16 protein-coding genes are annotated in these 18,932 nt (G+C 41.6%); 9 read left to right on the top strand and 7 right to left on the bottom strand.

The genetic code is table 11. From position 1 onward, the window contains the following. Positions 1 to 27 precede the first annotated feature (27 nt). From Xvie_RS14070 to Xvie_RS14045, 5 genes are all read left to right on the top strand, one after another. A complete protein-coding gene (locus Xvie_RS14070) occupies positions 28 to 540 on the top strand; it encodes a host cell division inhibitor Icd-like protein (protein WP_086109975.1) in 513 nt (170 codons plus the stop codon). A 2-nt stretch (positions 541 to 542) separates the two neighbouring features. Then, positions 543 to 761: a hypothetical protein gene (locus Xvie_RS14065; RefSeq protein ID WP_086109934.1), complete on the top strand. Its 219-nt coding sequence runs from the start codon at positions 543 to 545 to the stop codon at positions 759 to 761. After that, positions 761 to 3,475 (top strand): DUF927 domain-containing protein, encoded by a 2,715-nt coding sequence (locus Xvie_RS14060; protein ID WP_086109933.1) that lies wholly within the window; start codon positions 761 to 763, stop codon positions 3,473 to 3,475. The genes Xvie_RS14065 and Xvie_RS14060 overlap by 1 nt, the downstream gene beginning before the upstream one ends. A gap of 291 nt (positions 3,476 to 3,766) precedes the next feature. Beyond that, complete coding sequence (locus Xvie_RS14055) at positions 3,767 to 3,979, top strand: ogr/Delta-like zinc finger family protein (RefSeq protein ID WP_086109932.1); 213 nt, start codon at positions 3,767 to 3,769, stop codon at positions 3,977 to 3,979. A gap of 823 nt (positions 3,980 to 4,802) precedes the next feature. After that, complete coding sequence (locus Xvie_RS14045) at positions 4,803 to 5,354, top strand: hypothetical protein (RefSeq protein ID WP_086109930.1); 552 nt, start codon at positions 4,803 to 4,805, stop codon at positions 5,352 to 5,354. A 717-nt stretch (positions 5,355 to 6,071) separates the two neighbouring features. Here Xvie_RS14045 and Xvie_RS22310 read toward each other — a convergent pair. Then, on the bottom strand, positions 6,072 to 6,353 hold the full coding sequence (locus Xvie_RS22310) for a hypothetical protein (RefSeq protein ID WP_208612594.1): 282 nt from the start codon (positions 6,351 to 6,353) through the stop codon (positions 6,072 to 6,074). Positions 6,354 to 6,552: 199 nt separating this feature from the next. Between Xvie_RS22310 and copM the strand changes: the two genes are divergently transcribed. Beyond that, a complete protein-coding gene (copM, locus tag Xvie_RS14035) occupies positions 6,553 to 6,885 on the top strand; it encodes a CopM family metallochaperone (RefSeq protein ID WP_086109929.1) in 333 nt (110 codons plus the stop codon). 437 nt (positions 6,886 to 7,322) lie between these two features. Here the strand turns inward: copM and Xvie_RS14030 are convergent, their stop codons facing one another. After that, on the bottom strand, positions 7,323 to 8,351 hold the full coding sequence (locus Xvie_RS14030) for a TPM domain-containing protein (protein WP_086109928.1): 1,029 nt from the start codon (positions 8,349 to 8,351) through the stop codon (positions 7,323 to 7,325). 163 nt (positions 8,352 to 8,514) lie between these two features. Then, entirely contained in the window at positions 8,515 to 9,927 is a 1,413-nt protein-coding gene (locus tag Xvie_RS14025; RefSeq protein WP_086109927.1) for an MFS transporter, read from the bottom strand. A 94-nt stretch (positions 9,928 to 10,021) separates the two neighbouring features. On the opposite strand from Xvie_RS14025, the gene Xvie_RS14020 reads away from it, so the two are divergent. Continuing rightward, complete coding sequence (locus tag Xvie_RS14020) at positions 10,022 to 10,681, top strand: helix-turn-helix transcriptional regulator (RefSeq protein WP_086109926.1); 660 nt, start codon at positions 10,022 to 10,024, stop codon at positions 10,679 to 10,681. Between the two features lie 102 nt (positions 10,682 to 10,783). On the opposite strand, the gene Xvie_RS14015 is transcribed toward Xvie_RS14020, so the two are convergent. Together Xvie_RS14015 and Xvie_RS14010 are read right to left on the bottom strand one after the other, a co-directional pair. After that, on the bottom strand, positions 10,784 to 11,707 hold the full coding sequence (locus tag Xvie_RS14015; RefSeq protein ID WP_086109925.1) for a PfkB family carbohydrate kinase: 924 nt from the start codon (positions 11,705 to 11,707) through the stop codon (positions 10,784 to 10,786). Then, positions 11,704 to 13,104, bottom strand: coding sequence for a purine-cytosine permease family protein (locus Xvie_RS14010; protein WP_086109924.1), 1,401 nt, complete (start codon positions 13,102 to 13,104; stop codon positions 11,704 to 11,706). Before Xvie_RS14010 ends, Xvie_RS14015 begins: the two co-directional genes overlap by 4 nt. Positions 13,105 to 13,206: 102 nt before the next feature. On the opposite strand from Xvie_RS14010, the gene Xvie_RS14005 reads away from it, so the two are divergent. Together Xvie_RS14005 and Xvie_RS14000 are read left to right on the top strand one after the other, a co-directional pair. Beyond that, entirely contained in the window at positions 13,207 to 13,416 is a 210-nt protein-coding gene (locus tag Xvie_RS14005) for a hypothetical protein (protein WP_086109923.1), read from the top strand. A gap of 339 nt (positions 13,417 to 13,755) precedes the next feature. Beyond that, the gene (locus Xvie_RS14000) at positions 13,756 to 14,532 is read left to right on the top strand and encodes a GntR family transcriptional regulator (protein ID WP_086109922.1); all 777 of its coding nucleotides are present in this window, start codon (positions 13,756 to 13,758) and stop codon (positions 14,530 to 14,532) included. A gap of 563 nt (positions 14,533 to 15,095) precedes the next feature. Here the strand turns inward: Xvie_RS14000 and Xvie_RS13995 are convergent. Together Xvie_RS13995 and selB are read right to left on the bottom strand one after the other, a co-directional pair. Continuing rightward, the gene (locus tag Xvie_RS13995) at positions 15,096 to 16,745 is read right to left on the bottom strand and encodes a sulfatase-like hydrolase/transferase (protein ID WP_086109921.1); all 1,650 of its coding nucleotides are present in this window, start codon (positions 16,743 to 16,745) and stop codon (positions 15,096 to 15,098) included. A gap of 215 nt (positions 16,746 to 16,960) precedes the next feature. Further along, entirely contained in the window at positions 16,961 to 18,889 is a 1,929-nt protein-coding gene (gene selB, locus Xvie_RS13990; protein WP_086109920.1) for a selenocysteine-specific translation elongation factor, read from the bottom strand. Positions 18,890 to 18,932 lie beyond the last annotated feature (43 nt).

Genomic DNA, 18,932 nt, shown 5'->3' with positions numbered 1-18,932 from the left:
ACTTCGCAGTTTAAGCTGATTTTAATCATGAAAATAAAAAGGTTGCATCCGTCTGATCGGTTGGGCTATATTGGAAAAACGTTAGCAAAATCTAACGTCAGGCGTGGAAACCTGAATACTCGAATGGCGACAGTAGACGCCACATGCGTCTTTTTTTGTGTCGTAAATAATGCCTATCTAATGGCGGCTTACGCCTATCCGAATTCAATGGTGGCGTTATCGGAGCACCCGAAAGGGTGGCTGGTATCCATTCGAGCCAGTATTTCCACCTCTGATAACGTCACCGCCCCTATTGAGCGTGGAAACTCTGGCGGTGATTGCTTGAATCATCGAATGGAGATCATCTTTATGATGGCAGTCCCTACCCAAACTCAATTTAAATTTCTATTTCTGTGCGTCAAACGTTCTGATATTACCGCTAAACCCTGCCGTATTGAGGCTACCGCGCCAGACGAACACAACGCAAGAATGCTGCTCGTTCATGATTTTGTTCTCTTGTTTGCAGGTCGTTTACCTGTGCAACCAAAAAGAGGACATTGATCATGAAAAATACCCCCCATAAAAATGCCGTCATTTCTGCTACCGCTGAAAATGAGCTATTAAGAGTAGCGCAAATGACAGCATGCTTCGCTGAATTATTAAACAACAGCGCAGGTAAGCATATTTCAGGCGAAGGTATGGCAGCCGTCATGGAGTGTTTATCGGAAAAAATTGAACTCATTATTGAGGAAAGCAGCTTAATGAATAGGGACATTAAATAATGAATAATCAAAACTATCCTGACATTTCAACGATGCCAACAAGTATACCTACTGTGACGGATATCGTTAAAGCAGCCAACGGGCGCTGGTATTATATTTTAAGTAATTTAGGCGTATCTGTCCCTGAAAATAACAGGCACGGTGCTTGCCCTAAATGTGGAGGCAAAGATCGCTTTCGGTTTGATGATAAAAACGGTAAAGGAACGTGGTTTTGTAATCACTGTGGTAACGGTGACGGGCTCGATTTAATTAAATTGGTGACAGGTCAGGATGTTAAAACCGCATGTTTTGAAATCAATAAAATACTCCACCTGCCTGAATTTAAAAAAATAACGCCAACCAGAATAAAAAAGGTTAGCGCACAAAAAGGAATCGAATTATTTAAAAAACTGAAAGGTTTATCTCTTTCAGGGGAAAGCCAATATCTCTCAAATAAAGGCTTAACCCATCATCAATGTTTAATTACGCAGCAACAATATACGCAAGGCGAGATGATTTTTCCAATTGGCTCACTTTTATTGCCATTAGTTGATAACCAAATTTCCATTAAAGGCGGGCAATTAATCAGCCCGAAAGGGGAAAAGAGCCTGCTATCCGGTTCTGCACTTTCAGGTTCATTTATTATTGTTGCTGATAAGACGGATAAAAACATTGAACAGGTGGTGATTACAGAGGGTTTTGCCACAGGGTTAAGCCTGTCAAAAGTGATCGATTCTTTCATCGTGGCGGCGGTTGCTGCCACTAATCTGGTCAAAGTCGCGCAACAATTGAGAGAACGGTGGCCACAGGCAAAAATCATCATTGCTGGCGACAACGATTTTATTGATGGCAAGGAAAATACGGGCAAGCTCTGGGCAGAAAAAGCGGCTAAGGCGGTAGATGGCTGGGTCACATTGCCACCGACTCACTATAAAGCGGATTGGGATGATTACCGACAGGAAAACAGCGATAACAAGGTCAAAGAGGCTTTCTTTGAAGAAATGACCTACTGCGGAAAAGATAAGGCCTATTTACCGCAAGGCTTTCGACTGACTCAAGAATATTTATGGTATGACAAGCTCGTCAATAAATCAGATGGTGATACCGAAGTCAGGAATATCAAAATTAGTAGTCCGATAAAAGTGACTGCAATTACCTGTGATGCTGACAGTAGTAATTACGGACGGTTATTAGAATGGGAAGATACTTACGGTAATTGCCGTAAGTGGGCTATGCCGATGGAAATGCTCAGCGGAAGCGGTGAGGAGCTACGCCGCGTGCTTTTGGTTAATGGATTATCCTATATCAATATATCAGGACAGGCACGGGCGCATTTGATGGAATACATTTCGCTATGCCGTCCAGAGAGAAAGGTGACTTGTGTCAATAAAACTGGATGGCACGGTAATGTCTATGTTCTGCAAGACGAAGTTGTCGGCACAGGTGCGGATTCCGTTATTCTTCAAACTTCCAGTGTCCAAGGGAAAGACTTTAGAGTATCAGGCACAAGTGAAGAGTGGAGAGAACATATAAGCAAATATTGCACAGGAAACGCAAGACTCGCCTTTTCCGTAAGTTTAGCCTTTGCCTCCTCATTGTTGAAATTAGTCGGTGTCGGTGGCGGTGGTTATCACTTAAAAGGTGAATCCACCGATGGTAAGACAACCACAATGAAAGTGGCTGCGTCTGTCTGTGGCGGAACGGATTACTGGTATACCTGGCGGGCAACCGGCAATGCACTTGAAGGTACAGCCTGTCGCCGTAATGATGCAACATTGATGCTAGACGAAATCAGAGAAGTTGACGGGCGTGAGGCGGGTAATATTGCCTATATGCTGGCAAATGGTCAGGGGAAAGCCAGAGCGAAAACAGATGGAAGTGTCAGAGAAACCAACCGCTGGAATTTACTTTTCTTATCAACAGGGGAACTCTCTTTAGTTGAACATGCGTCAAATGCGGGTGAACGCACTTATGCCGGTGTTGAAGTCCGTATGATCCAAATTCCGAGTGATTCCGGTAAACACGGTGTGTTTGAAGAGTTGCACCAATTTACCAGCGGTAAATCACTGGCTGAGTATCTTGAGCACGCCGTGACTAAATATCATGGCTCACCGTTCCGTGATTGGCTGAAATATCTCACTCATGACCTCACGTTTATCTCAGGAACGGCTAAGGCCTTATTGAAAGAATATACCGCAAAAATGATGCCAGAGAATGCGGGTAATCAGGTTGGTCGTGCAATTACCCGTTTTGCCCTTGTTGCTATGGCGGGAGAAATCGCAACGCGAGCAGGAATTACAGGCTGGCAACAAGGGGAAGCGTATACAGCGGCTGAAAAGTGTTTAGCGGCATGGATGAAAGAGAGAGGTCACACCGCGAATCAGGAAGATATTACTGCATTGGAGCAAGTGACCGATTTTATTTCACGTAACCAATTCAGCCGCTTTGCGGATTGGTACGATGAGAATAGTCGTCCTATCAACATGATGGGTTTTCGTCGTGTTGAAAAAGGCACTGCTAATCAAGATCCAACTGTTCAATTTTATGTTTTATCCTCCGCATGGAAAGAAATATGCAAGGGCTTTGATTCGCGTAAAGTTGCCCGCTTATGTGTTGAGAAAGGTTGGTTAGAAGCAGGCAAGGACGGCAGGATACAAACGAGTATACGCCTACCAGAAATAGGGCTTAAACGGGTTTACTTATTTAACAGTGACGTCTTAGGTTCTGCCGAATAATCAGGATAAAACTGACTGTCTTATATTTAATGTGTAACAGTGGTAACACTGGTAACAACCAGTCATACCAAGGCTTATCACTGTTACCAGTCAATTTTTGCGAGTGGCAACAACTGGTAACAAAAATAGGCTGTTACCACTTGTTGCCAGTTCGTTTTTTGGAGTGGTAACACATTAATCTCTTTTAAATCAACGCCGTTACCAGTGTTACCAGTGTTACCAATGAAAATGGAAAGGTATGTATTAAATTGACTTTATTCTGGCAGGCAATTGATGTGAGGGTTATCGATAATGAAAGTATTAAAAGTTTATTGCCCAGAGTGCGGTGAGCAGGCAACAATCAAAAAAATCAAAAGGGAAGGATTAGATAACATACCGGAGATTTACTGTTGTTGTAATGATGTTGAATGTGGTCATACATACGTTTTAAGCATGAGTTTTTCACATTCCATACGCCCTAGTAAGTTGAAACAAGATCCAAGTAATCATTTATTAGAGTTGTAGCAATATAAGAATTAGCATCAACACTTTCTGTATCAGAATTGTCAGGCACAGAACGGGAACAGTGAAAATAAATTTTTCACACAATTTCAGTTTACATTTCCCTCTACCCCGCATAAAGGCTGGCTTTTCAGTTTTTATGTTGGGTTTCCGCCCAAGTAAAAATCTCACGTAAAATAGAAAAGTCATTTTATTTCAATGTAATATAATTCCTCGCACAGAATGCAACCGAATAGAAAACTGAAATTTGCTGAAATTCTTTTCACTCATTTCAGTTTGAGATTTTTCTCACACAGCCAGTACTGGCAAGGTCTGGCGATTTGATTTGTAGAATTTTAAAACTGAAAAAACTTTTTGACCCAAAACGTGCAGGCGGGTGCGGTGTAGTGCGTTTTACGTCTGGTTTACGTTTATTTCGTGGAAATTACGTGGCGTGAGCGTGATGTGGTGGCATGATCCAAATGAACCTATCTAGACCGCAAAATTATATATGCGTAGCTTAGAGTGCGATTGGTTACGTTATATGAGGATATAAAAAATGCTACGGTTAAAGGTGAGCTATGCCGAGATCTATTTTTTGATTAAATTGAATAAATGCACAAAATACGTGTAAGTTATGGACATATTCGCAAGCAAATTATGCGTACATACACAACCCAAGCGCGTACCGAGATCTCAAACGTTCTGGATGCAGAGTTTGATTCAATTATGCAGTGCTACGAGCATACAATGGAAGCGCTGACAATCCGATGATATGGGGCAGCAATTACTGGACACGATCACTAAGCCACATCATTTTTAAGGTAAAAACAGAACGCGGTGAAACATGCCATATCAGAGCCTCTCATTACATGAACTAAAATGCCTCCGCTACCTTGTTGAGCACTATATCTTAACTATTGAGGTCAACACATTAACCATTGATTGGGCAGAAGCTCTAATTATATCAGGCTATGATAGTAATAATGCTTATATTCTTGCGTCATTCTCATTAGACAAACAGATTGAATCACATGAGGTGAAATATTACTTCAGTCTTCTTTGTGAAGAACTTGGTTCAAAGGATGTGAACCTAGAACAATCGCTTTTTTGTTTAATCAAGCTAGATTTTTTACGTATCGCGAACGCTATAGATACAGATTCACAAAGTTGTACTTTGTATGAGCTAATCAATCAGTGGTATGACAGCAACAATTATATTCTTAGTAAGACGCTAGCCTATTGGAATCAAACCTTTTATTATCATTATGATTATTTACGTGATGTTGAAGACAGCAATATAGAAAACGAAGCAAAATCGTTTATAGCTATCAAGTCTGATGCAGTTAGATTTTACCGCCTTTTTTCTCAACTAGAAGAAATGAGAGTACCATGCTAACTTCTTTATGAGGTGAGCTTATCAAGTGAAAGATATTGTACAATTTCTCTCCGTCAGTTTAACCGTTAGAGATTAAGACACAGATAGTTTACAAAGGGTCTTATTCTTGGATGGCAACCCCTCCAGAGAACAAATTTTTATCAATTCAGTGGTACACCTCGATTTAACGGGTACACAAGGGTGTACCCCTAGAAAAGATCGAATAACACAAACTCAGCATTCATGCTGGTTTAAGCCTGATACTCAATGAATAAATACAATATTGAATAGTGTTTCTTAGCGATTCACAACATTTCACAAAGCCAGTATATACATTGTTATATCTGGCTTTTTTCATATTATGATCTTAAGGAATATATGTCTTTACTAAGTTATGACGATTTCGAGGCCCTCAATCAAGCCATCAATAACAATACTTCCTGCTGCTGTTCGTGATTGTGATGCAAACTCTACCCGATTTTTCTCACAACAATTAATATTTCCACAACAATTAATCTGAAATTCATTCGTAACTTTTTTTGGAATTTTTTGAGCGATTGAAAGTGACTTTAAATGCCCAATCTGGTATTTACCACCGAAACAATCTGCAAATTCCTTTTGTAATATTTTATTCCAACCAGTTGTATCAAAGTTATATTTAACCAGAAATATTGTCGGAAAAATCTTTTCTTCTACCGTTATTGTTGTATGGGCTTGTATTTCTTCACCAATGCGGTGTTATAGATTCATTCTATTTAGAACATTAATAGATTCACTAACCGAATGTTTTGTTTTGAAAGAAATTCCACTGAACCCATTGAATGTTTTACCCATGACACCAAACCGGATATTAAAATTGATAAACTCAATATTCAAATCACCAAAATTAACACCAATGCTGGTATAAGCATCACTTTCTATTAGCGACCATGCCAATGGTAATCCAAGCTGTTCGATAACATCGTGAGCGGATTGTAGAGGATCATTTACCTCAATCATTAGGTGATCGAGTTTGAACATTGTTTTCTTATCCTTTCTGAATTTTCTATCACACCATATGAAAATATGTTAATAAACTGATAGATAGCTGATTTATTCATGGTCTAACAATCAAAAATTCTATGTATATAGTGTAAATTTACTAAAAATTCTCTTCTCATTATTGACCTTACCCTAAGGGGAAGCTTTATCTTTTTAAGAATAACTTAAGGAGAACAGCATGAAAAAAACTTTAATTTTCGCATCAATCATTGCCAGTACATTTGCTTTCAATACCGTAGCCAATACTAATACCGATACGATGAAAGAAGAACTTAATTCCTCAATGACAAAAATGCATGATGATATGCATAAAAGTATGATGACTGATAATGCAGACCAAGCTTTTGCAGAAGGTATGCTAGCTCATCATATCGGGGCTGTTGAGATGGCTAAAATAGAGCTTAAATATGGTAAAGATCCAGAAATGAAGCAGCTTGCAGAAAATATTATTCAGGCACAAGATGATGAGATTAAGCAAATGCAAAAATGGTTAGAGAAAAATAAAAAATAATTTGTTACCTCCTTGAATATTAATTCTATAAAGCCAGTAGAAACGAAGTCTCTACTGGCTTTTCCTATTTCAAAGCATTGGTATATGATGCCTCAATCTCTATGGTTATTTCAGCCAGTGCTGACTAACGCAGTATTTCCAAAAAATTGGTGTATAATTATTTTGGATACAAATCATCCGCGATATCATTGCCATTCTGAGTTTTTTTAATTAAATATTCCAATTAAATTTAAACGCTACTTTTAAATAGGTCTACTACAACTTAAAACAGGTGTCTTTATTAACTAACGATATTAACTTCCGAAAAATTAAGTATATATAGGAATACTTTTCAATAAAAACAATTAAATTAATAATGAGATTATGTCTATTTTAAAAAATTGAATAGCTAAACTATAGGTGGGGGATAAAATCCCCACCAATATACCAAAAACCAATTACCAATCGCTTGAAGCGCCACCACCACTACTACTGCCGCCACCACCAGAAAAGCTATCATCATCGTTACGATCAGAACTACAACCACCAAATAAGCCACCAAAAAGGCTGCCAAATAGGTTTTTCAATAATGAAAATACCGAAGAAATCACAAAAAATACCAGAATCACAGGCAACATTATGATGAGCAGGTAAAACTCTGCCGGAATGGAAGAGAATAATCCAACAAGGTTCAGTACATAAGTTCCTACAGCTATCGTCAGGGCAGATTTAAGGAAACGCTTAAACCAGTGCCCTGTACGAAAAACTTTCAGTGGTAAAAGGAACATACTCACCAACCAAAATCCTAATAGCATAAAGATGTCCTTACCGGATATCTTATTGAATACACCACCGTCCTCTTCAAAAACCTTAGCAATCTTCGCCGCGTCTTTCTTCGTTTCCGTTTGTTCGGGCTTTTTCAGCAATGTGCCAATTGAATCAATTGCATCACTAATTCCCTTATAATAAGCCTCTTCTTTGAAAGCCGGTTTCACATCTTTAAATAAAATGAATTCAACCTGTCCATCAGTTAATTTACGTTCTAAACCGGAACCGACTGCAATACGCATTTTATGGTCATCAGAAGCGATCAAAAACAAAATTCCATCATTGCGCTCTTTACTGCCCAATTTCCATTGATCAAATACACGGGAAGAAAAAGCCTCAACAGTATCGCTGCCAGTAGTCGGGATAATCAGAACTGCCATCTGTGTCTTTCTTTCAGATTGCAGCTTTTTCAGTTGACGGGTCAGGCCCCGATTCTCTTCTTTCGTAAGAACTTTAGAGATATCTGTTACACGTTTGCTTAATACAGGAACATCAACAACTGTGGTTTCTTGTTTTAGCTCTCCAGCCGATACATTGCTCATTCCAATAAGCAACAAAAACAATATAAAAAGGTGTTTTATTATAAATGACTGGCTTATTCTCGATGGTGTCATTCGGGTACTACAACCATCCTTTGGCATATGGGAAATTACTAACATCAAATATCCTTAGTGCTTATTTATGAGATCAATTATCACTATTATATGGATATATCCCATTATGCGTAATCAAGAAAACGGCATTATTTTTACAATAATGCCATTGATAGTCGAATCCAAGTTGTATTAGAAATCACAACTACGCATTAGTCTTTGCGAGAGATTATTTATTCACTTTAATTTGAGCTGATTTGTATGCTGTTAATAATGCCAATATTGGTGCAATGGAGAAGAGTAAAAATAACCAATAAGAGGAGGACGCAGCTCCCTCGACTCCACCAGGCTGATAAAACCCAAATAAATTAACGACCATACCCCCCAGTGCAGAACCAAATGCAGAGGCAAATAACTGCACAGTAGTAATGGAGGAACCGGCAATGTTTTTATCCTCATCACTGGCTGTCTGCAAAATGCGGGTCAAAAGATGAGGCCAGCCGAAGCCAATTCCGAAGCCAAACAGCCCCAATCCCAGAATTATCGGTAGCATTATCTGCCACTCACCTGCCGATTGAGATGGCAGCAATACAAGTAGCATTAACATACCGGCTAACATAAAAATCGGGCCGCTTATAATCGCAAACCGCATTTTTGCCCCTTGCCAGCTGGCACTGAGCATTTCTCCTATCGTCCAACCTGCTGCAGCGGAAGCAACCATATAGCCAGAAACTAAGGGAGATTGCCCATGCAGAGTTTGCAGAAAATAGGGAATAAAAACATCTCCCGCCAAACCAATCACCAATAGAGAAATGGTAGTGAATAGAATCAGATGGGGAGAACTCAAACTCAGGGCATGTTCAGGCAATAATCTTGCTGAAGCCCGACGTTCATGAATGACCAACAAAGCGATCAATAGAACAGCAGCAACAATGCCGATAATGTTAAACCGAATATCCTGTGACAAACTGCCTGAGGAAACCGCCAGCACTGCAGTTGATAACAGGATCAATTGCACAATGGGCAATGCTGTTTTGGTTTTATTCTGCATTGGTGTTTTAGGTAAAATCAGGTAGGTGAATACGGCATAACCCAAAGTAATTGGGAGCATAATGCCAAAAGCGTAACGCCATGCGTTCATTTCAGCAAAAATCCCGCCAATAGCCGGCCCGATCAAAGTCGCTATTCCCCACATTCCCGAGATCAGCGCGATGGCCCGAGGCCAAAGTGATTGGGGAAACACGAGATTAACCATCGCATAGGAAAGTGCAAACAGAAACCCGCCGCCAAGCCCTTGAACGGTTCTGCCAACCAACATAACGGCCATCGTCGGTGCAAGGGTACAAATTAAACTACCGATGAAAAAGATCAGTGCCGCAACCAAATAAGCATTCCTTGCCCCGGATGTACTCAACAATCTCGCAGAAAGAACTGAACCAATAATTGATGCCACGATAAATAATGTTGTATTCCAGGCGTAGAGGTTCAATCCCCCGATATCATTTACAACAGAAGGCAGAATAGTAATCGCAATTAAGGTATTGGCTGCCATCAATCCCACGCCCAATGAAAGTGCTATCGCACTCGGCGCATTTTTGCTGGAAAATAGATCCCTCCAGCGACTTTCCCCATTTATCATCATGATTGTTATCCTGAACATAGGTTGAGTTGCGAAAAATCTTGCGCTAAATTAAACAAGATAAAACTTGGAATAAATTAATGTCGGAATCAATAATATGTCAAGCACTTACTTGGAAAATAATGTAAACGTAGGGCAAACAGTGAGTGAGAAGCTATTAATGCTGCTGAAAACGCAAGGTGCCTTACAAGCCTCTGATGCCGGCAAATTATTGGGAACAACAGGAGAAGCAGCTCGTCAACAATTTGTGAAACTGGCTAAAGAGGGATTGGTTGAAGCAAAATCGGAAACAAGGGGGGTTGGGCGTCCAATACAGCTTTGGCATATCACAGATAAAGGCCATGCCAAATTTCCTGATACCCATGCAGAACTAACAACCCAACTGATTTCGATTATTCGTAGTCAATTGGGGGAAACTGCCATGGATTTGATTATCAGCACCCGTGAACAAGAGGCTTTTTCCAACTATAAAAAAGCGATGGAGGGTGTTACAGAGTTAAAGGACAAGGTTGATCGTTTGGTCACAATTCGCTGCCGAGAAGGCTATATGGCTCATTATTCTGTTGAGGAAAATGGCGCTATTATGTTTTTTGAAAACCATTGTCCAATTTGTGCCGCTGCCAGAATATGTCAGGGTTTTTGTCGGACAGAATTGAAACTGTTTCGGGAGATTCTACAAGCCAATGTGGAAAGAACCGAATATATCCTCAGTGGGCATCGACGCTGTGCTTATCGCATTACTGCCGCACATTCTTGATAAAGACCCGCTCGGTATAAACCTCGAAAAAAACCTACGCAATATTTCAATTGTGTAGGTTTTTTGTTGACGTATTTTTTCCCTGATAAATTTTCAGGTCATTTAACCAAAGATAAAATCTGCCAGTTCATCCTTGTTCGGCGCACCATTAGCACCAGAGCGGCTGACAACAACTGCTGCAACGCGGTTTCCGAGATCTACGGCATCGCGTAAAGACATGCCCTGCGATAATCCCGCCAACATTCCACCACAATGTGCATCACCTGCGCCAATGCGATCCTCAGACTTGACCGTATAAGCAGGTACATATTCTGGTTCTAGATTGGGTTGGCATATCCACGCCCCTTCAATGCCCACTCTGGCAATCATCGTGAAACCATGTTCATCGGCATAACGGCTGGCCTGTGTCATTGAATCCCCCACACCACACAGTAAGGCAATCTCATCTTTATTTAAGCTGAGTATTGTTCTTTCCACGGGTAATGCCCGAATAAATTCAGGATCTATATCAATTAAACGAGGGCCAAAATCCAATACCAAAGTCAGCCCTGCCGGGGAGGCCAGCATCCATTCACGCAAATCGCCTGCTTTTAGATTGGCCAGTTCATAGCCGCTGGAATAGAGATACCCCTGCTCAGGGAGAGGAATCGTCGCTAATATATCTTTATGCCAAGAGTCGTCACAACCAGGAACGGAGACATAAACGCGCTTGCCATCGGGCTGCACCATGGCAAAACACCAGCTATTATCTTTTGTGGGATGACGCAGGGTCACCGTCAACCCAAGTTCTTCCATTTCTGTTGCGACACATTTGCCCCAAGCGCCATTACCTACAAATATGCCATTGATAACCGGCGTTTGAAGACGACACAGCGCACGTGCCACATTAAATGCGCAGCCACCAACTTGCCGATCAATTTCCTCAGCTTCCCAATATTCACCATCATGAAATAATTCTGGCAACCTGAGAACTATATCCCCTGTCGCCGACCCCAAAACAACAACAGGCAGTCGAGGCTCCTTCATTTTTTGTACCTATTCAGCATCAAATACAGACCATAACAGATAAAACTGACGATAAATGACAGGAATAACCCAAGGCTGGAATTCGCAAAAATTCCCACAGCCCAAGGGCCACTCATAAAGTCATTTTGCGTCACCAGAAAACCGGCCAATGCTCCCAGTAGCCAGCACAAGATAGGGATCCATTGGATGCCGCCATTTGGGCCAATATAATTAAATAACTTATCCGCACAATATCCCTGCTTGCGGCGGATAACGATGTAATCAAGTAAGAAGACTGCTTCCCATGATGCCAAAAATACGCCACAGAATATCAAAAATGCGACAAATGGCCCCATGAAGTCACCGGTAACAAAAAGAGTATAAACCGCCACAGTCAGTACAATAATGGAATCAATGGTAACAGCATGGACTCGTTTAACTTTTATTCCCAATGTCAACAAGTTCAAACTAGCAGAATAGAGACTCATGACGGCCATTGTGACTATCCCCGCGATTGCCGTCATTAAATAAGGAATCACCATCCAATCCGGCAAGATAGAGCCAATATGGGCAATCGGATTCTCTGATTTAGGAAGGTCAGGTAATTGCACGGAGAGCAGGATCCCGGCAAACAATAGCAATACAAGAGGGATCATTCCGCCTGCGGTTACTGCCGCAAATATTTTTCCTTTGGGGGAGTTTTCATTCTGATAGCGGCTATAATCAGCGCCCGTGGCTGCCCATGCGATACCACTCCCGGCAGCAACCACCGAAACAGCGGGCAGGAAGCCCGTTAACCAACTGCCTGATGGCATGGCTAATACAGCCTTCCATTCTGTCGTGAACAGAATATAGAACACGACAACGAGTGTCATTACGCCGAAAATTTTGGTAACCCACCGTTGCATGGTGATGACCATCTCTTTTCCCAGTAAAGTGACACCAATTGACAACCCGGCAAACAATACCATGCTAACTACAGTCAAAAATGTACTTTCACTGAGTCCGCAAGCCTGAAATAGCGCAGAAAGTGTCAAAGTACCAGTAACAATATTGATGGATTCCCACCCCATGGAGATGAACCAAAAAATCACTGTCGGCGCAATATTGCCCTTAATACCAAAGATAGTCCGGGAGAGAGTGAGAGTTGTGGTTCTTCCCAATTTGCCACTGAAACTGATATAGCCGACCAACGCGAAGCTGGAGAGGCCAATTAATGCCGCGAGTACCGATTGCAGGAAAGAGAGTTTAAAGGAAACGATGATGGCACCATAAACAATGCCGAGAATGCCAATATTGGCGGCTGACCAGACCCAGAATAGATCCAGAGGTGTACCTGTGCGTTCTGAAGAAGGGATAATATCTATACCTGTACGTTCTACCTTCCAGAACCGATGACGATTTTGTTGTGTACCCATTATGTTTTCCATCACTGTCTTAAGGCCAAGCTTAAGACACAAGGCGAAAAACCCTATCTGAGTGAACTGCACTAACTTATACCATTTACCTCAGCAGGGAATATGAAGATATCGGATAACGTCCTGAAAAATGGCTCTGGTCATGGCTACAATGGTTCTCTTTCCCTAGGTTGGCGCGAATCACACACTCTACCGGAGTACCAAAAAAATGACGTCATGACCAGAGCACTACGTTCCGGCTTGATTAACCCTGCAAAAGAAAGTCAATTAAGCCGATGTTTCTTCAAGCACAACTGGCAACAGGACGCCTGATCTGCCACGCCACACTAGGGCTGATGTCAGACATCAGCCCTAAGATTGAAGAACATATAACGTTTCTGTATACCTTTCATCTTTCGAGCGACAATTCTGTTGGATGTAGCTCGAAACATATCAGATATACAGCTCCTGCAAATAGATCAGGTAGTTTCAGAAAAAAGTTCCCAGACTCCCGATTTCTTATATAAGCAGGATTTATACTTTATCCATCCATTAAGGCCAATGAAAGTCCAATTTTGTCATTATGTGATACCAATCTAATTCCAATACACTCTATACCTTGCTGTACAGGCTAATGTACACTTAGGCCATTAAATAACTGGGGTTAAAAAAATGCTGGATCACTTTGTTGACTGGGTATGCGAACAACTTGAAAAGAAAAGCAATAGCCCTCGTTATATACAACTGCAAAAAGCTATTGAAATGGCAATTGAAAAGCAGTTATTGAATGTCGGTGAGTTTTTGCCACCAGAACGCCGATTAGCTGAACTTCTCAATATATCCCGCGTAACAGTCAGTAAGGCAATGCAGATTCTGGAAGAAAAAGGGGTAATCATACGCCAGCAAGGCATTGGCACTCAGGTTGCCAAACCGGGGTGCTCTTCACTCAATCAGGCTGTCGGCTTTACCTCCCAGATTATTAAAGAGGGAGGAACGGTATCCAATTATTGGCTATCGAGAAATATTATTCCCGCACCGGAAGAGATTGCAAAAAAATTGTCGATTAACACAGGTGAACCCATCGCTGAACTGCGCCGTATTCGCCTTGCCAATGGCATGCCGGTTTCCCTTGAGAATACCTATATTCCCCGGCTCTATCTGCCTCATCCTGAGCTGTTGGAAGGTTCCCTGTATGCGCATTGGGAGGGACAAAATATCCACTTAACCAATGTGCATCACAAAATCAAAGCCATTTCCTGCCCTACAGATCTGGCCATATTGCTCAATGTCGCTGAAAGCTCACCATTGCTACAAATTCACCAAATAAGCCTGAATAACCAAAATGATATCATTGAGTTCAGTGAAATTTTATGTCGTGGTGACATTTATGGGCTGGATTTCAATTCTCCTCAAAATATCGACATCAATTACAAACCGCAAAATAATTAATATATCTGGTCATTTATGAATCACTCACTCCTCTTCTTTTGAAGAGGGGAATTCAGCTTGAAATTTTCTTACTATATCTGGTTAATTACCGACATTCTGTCATTAAAAAAATGACCACCCTGCACAGAAAACAACATTTTTAGTTCAATAAAAGACCGGATCATTGTTATTCACTAAAAACGTCACTTTAATTTCTATAGGATATAGCTCTGACGCAAGAATGATTTATAGATTCATTAAACATAATGAAAAACAATTAGTTACATAAGTCAGCTATCAATACTTCAGGGTTTTCAATTCATTAGGACAAAATAAAAACAGCCAACTTAAAGATAAGTGATATATCATCTTTTACTAAGGGGATTATTTATGAAAGATATTAGTGAATTAGCATCTTATGAAACTGCATCTCATGAAATAATCGTTTTAGAATTAATGGCCGGGTCAGCCAGACATTTACGGAGTAACACATCTTTTCAATACATCCCTTCTGCCAAATAACATCATCGACAGAAGGGGACACAAAGAGAAGTAACAATGAAAGCAAGGGAAAACAGCGAAATTTATTCCTTACTCGCTACTTTTAACTGCTGGTAAATATAATGCTTATAACTCTCTACCAGCGCATTGTCCTGACAATCATTCAAGGCACCATCACACAAATGACGCATGATCATATTGGCTTGGTAGAACTCAGAAGCTGGCAAACGAGCACGTTCCAGAATCATGCCGCCGAGAAAAGAGATATCGGTCAGCTTGCCCGTTGTTATTGATGCTCCCTGTTTCAGGTTATCCCGCAGAGTAAATTGAGTCACATGTGCTGGATCAGGCAGTGGAGAATTATAGTGCTCAAAGTGGATGCTCGGTTGATGATCACCAAAGTAGAGGAAAACAGTCGGTTTTTCGCGATGGGCAACGAATTCACTGAAATCCTTGATGGCAGGATCTGACGCTATGATTTTTTCCATATAATGGCTAAATTTGCCCGCCGTCGTTGAAGGCTCAATTTTTCCAGCCAAACCATAATCATCATGATGGCTCTCTTCATAAGGGCCATGTTCATACATTGTCAGAGAAAAAATAAAAATCGGCTTGTCTGTTTCCTTCGCCAAGATAGTTTTCACGTAAGACAACATATCTTGTGTCGAGATTTTCCATAAATTTTCTTCCATGTCTGCCGGATAGCCAAGCTCCTGTGGTTGGATAATCCGATCAACGCCCAGAGTTTTGTAAGCATGTCCCGCATGATAAGCAGATTTATTAAATGGTGTCAGAACAACCGTGTAATAGCCATTGTCTTTCATTACACGGAACAGGCTGTTTTTAAGATGATCAACAACAATGTAAAACACCGAATTTTTATTGGGTTCAAAGTCCTCTGTATTCAATCCGGTTAAAACGGAGAATTCAGATAACCATGTCCCGCCGCCAAAGGTCTGTACCCTGAGTGGGCTTTGGGCACTGACACCCGCATCACGCTGGAACATGTAAAGGTCAGGTAAGTGTACATTGGTGGGTAACTGGTAAATATGAGGATTAACGGTGGACTCTTGCAATAATACAACAACATCAGGTTTAACGTCTGACTGAGGTTCAGGCAACGTCACTTTTTTCGCCTGTTGTAAAAAATAATCAGCAGATGAACCGAATTTAGGAAGCTGATATCGCGAATCCGAGGCAGACATCACCATATTGGTCATTGTTCCCCGTCCCTTCGGTAATTCACTTTGCCATTCAGTATGGTAAGCATTAACCGTCTGGTTGATTCCCCATACACTCACTACCATCAAAGCAATACTGGCTAGTCGCCATTTGATCCCACGTTCATAAGGCAGCGATTTCCAACTCAATATCATATTGAATATCAACCAGATAAACATTGCCACTACAGCGACACCTGCCAGCCAATAATGGCGCAAGGTCTCCTGATTTGAAGGGTCTAACATGACATTCAAATCAGAAAACAGTAATTGATCTTTGTAATAATGAACTTTTATCTGGTTGAGGAATTTAAGGATGATAAACAAGGTTCCGGTTAACACCGCCGAAAATAACCAGCGCGCTGAAACTAAAAAAGCCAGACCAAAGATGACGCCAAATACGCCGACAGACACCAATGCAGGATAAATATCTCCGCCCTTTTCAAACACTAATATCAAGGAAGCAATCAACAGCAATCCCAGATAAACCCTCGAGATTATCTTTCTTTTCATACTTTATTGAATTCCACACATGAGTTCAGCTTGATAATTTGATGAAAAATAGCACAAGTTATCAAATATACCGCAAATAAAATGCAGCGGGTTAGTTCAATGGAGACAGCATGAATTCAAAGGAGTTCAACTAATGATAGTGAAAACAGGCATCAAACACGCTATCTGCTTTAAAGTAATCTGTTTTTAAAGCGATCTGTTTTTAAAACAAAGCGCTAGAAAATGCCTTCATCCCGCAAAACGTGCAAATCCGCTTTCCTACGGGTAAACCCCGTGCGATCAAAGTACTCCAGTATTTGTATCGCTAATTTCCGGCCAATACCCAACTTATCCCGAAACTCTATTGCCGTTATTCCTCCCTTATCCTGAGAATAACTGCGGATTAAATTAGCAAACCGCTGAATGCAATGATGGTGGTAATAACGATCAGACACAATAGCGATGATGAGCCCTAGTTGCGCTGCTTTTCGCAAAAGGCTGCGCATGGTTTCTTCATCTTCTCCCATTTCAGTTGCCAAATCGCGTACCCACCATGCTTCGGCTTTAAAATGTGGTTCTACTTTTGACCACAAACTCGCCTGCTCTGCGGTAAACATTAATCCATGCTCAGGCAAATGCAGCCAGCCATTGGTTTGTTTTAGCGCATCTTGTTCCAATAACCGGTTGATAAGTTTATAAGCCAGCATATCATCCAGTGTCGGCAGAGCCATTCGTTTCAAGCGTGCTTTGCCTACTCCCAGTTGATCGGGGTGTTTTTCGTGGTATCCCGCCATGGACTGCAATAGTTTTTGTTCTGCCAACTCTGCGTGATGTTGTGATAATGCCCAATCACCAGCAAAAACTACCTTCACCTCGCTTAGCAAACTATTGAGCTGACTTTCTGTCAACTGACGTGACCAGACAAAATGGCTGAGTGACAATGCACCGCGGGTTAAATATAAGATGAGACTTTCCGCATGGCTGTGTGTTCGGGACAGTTGGGATAGCCAATCAAGAAACTCAGGCCGACGCTTACCTCTACGTGGTGAATTTAAGCTAATGACCCTCGCTCCTGCCAGCGTTTTCTTGGCACTGATATCACGCAATATCAAACGATCATTTTCCACCAGCCACAACGGGCGATCCAACGTCAGTTCAGCCAATATTGGCGCATCAGCCAACGAGTTCAGTATAGAAATTCGTCCGGTTATATGACTGGCGGCATGATGGATATGGAGAGATTGCCAGTTTTGCAGTGGTGAATCAGCTTCAATTTCTACCAGCACTTTCTCAGCCGCAAGCAATAGGTTTTGTGATAGCGGTTTCTGTATTATTGGTTGCTGTGACAATAACCAGTCACCACGGAAAATTTGCTCTTTGCTGATATCCCCGACGATATTCAATGCTACACGCTGCCCCGCTCCAGCACTCTGAGCGGGTTGATTCTGTGCATGCAAACCGCGTACTCTCACGGCTTGATCACTGCCAGTCAGCCATAACGTTTCACCGACATCGATATTTCCCGCTAACGCTGTCCCGGTAACAACCAACCCAGCACCTTTAACGATAAAAACACGATCGATAGCCAAACGGAAACGTTGTTTTAATCTTTCATATTGAGGATCTTGCAAAGTCAAAGCGTGGCAAAATTGATGGACAGAATTTATCTGATGAATAGATAACAAATGTTCCCTCAGAGGGATGATTCCATTCTCTGTGGTTGCAGATGTTACAAACAAAGGTACTGATTGCCAACCTTGTGATGCCAATAATTGCACAGCCTGTTGCCGGACTTCCACAATCCGTGCTTGTTCGACACTATCCGCTTTGGTCAGCACAACTGTAATGGCAGGCCGCCCGATTAAACGTAAAATTGCCAGGTGTTCCCGCGTCTGAGCCATCACACCATCATCACAGGCGACAACCAGCAGAATATGATCTATGCCACCAATCCCCGCCAACATATTGGAGAGGAATTTTTCATGCCCCGGCACATCAACAAACCCCACCGAAGATCCATCTGGCTGCGGCCAGTAGGCATAACCGAGATCAATAGTCATCCCGCGTTTTTTCTCTTCCGGTAAATGGGTTGTGTCAACACCCGTGATTGCTTGAATCAGGGTCGTTTTACCGTGATCAATATGTCCCGCTGTGGCAAAAATCATAGTTATCGAACCTATTTCTTATAACCGCAATTTTGATGGCAGC

It is taken from the genome of Xenorhabdus vietnamensis (assembly GCF_002127535.1).
GTDB lineage: Bacteria > Pseudomonadota > Gammaproteobacteria > Enterobacterales > Enterobacteriaceae > Xenorhabdus > Xenorhabdus vietnamensis.
This window is presented reverse-complemented; position numbering and strand designations above follow the sequence as displayed.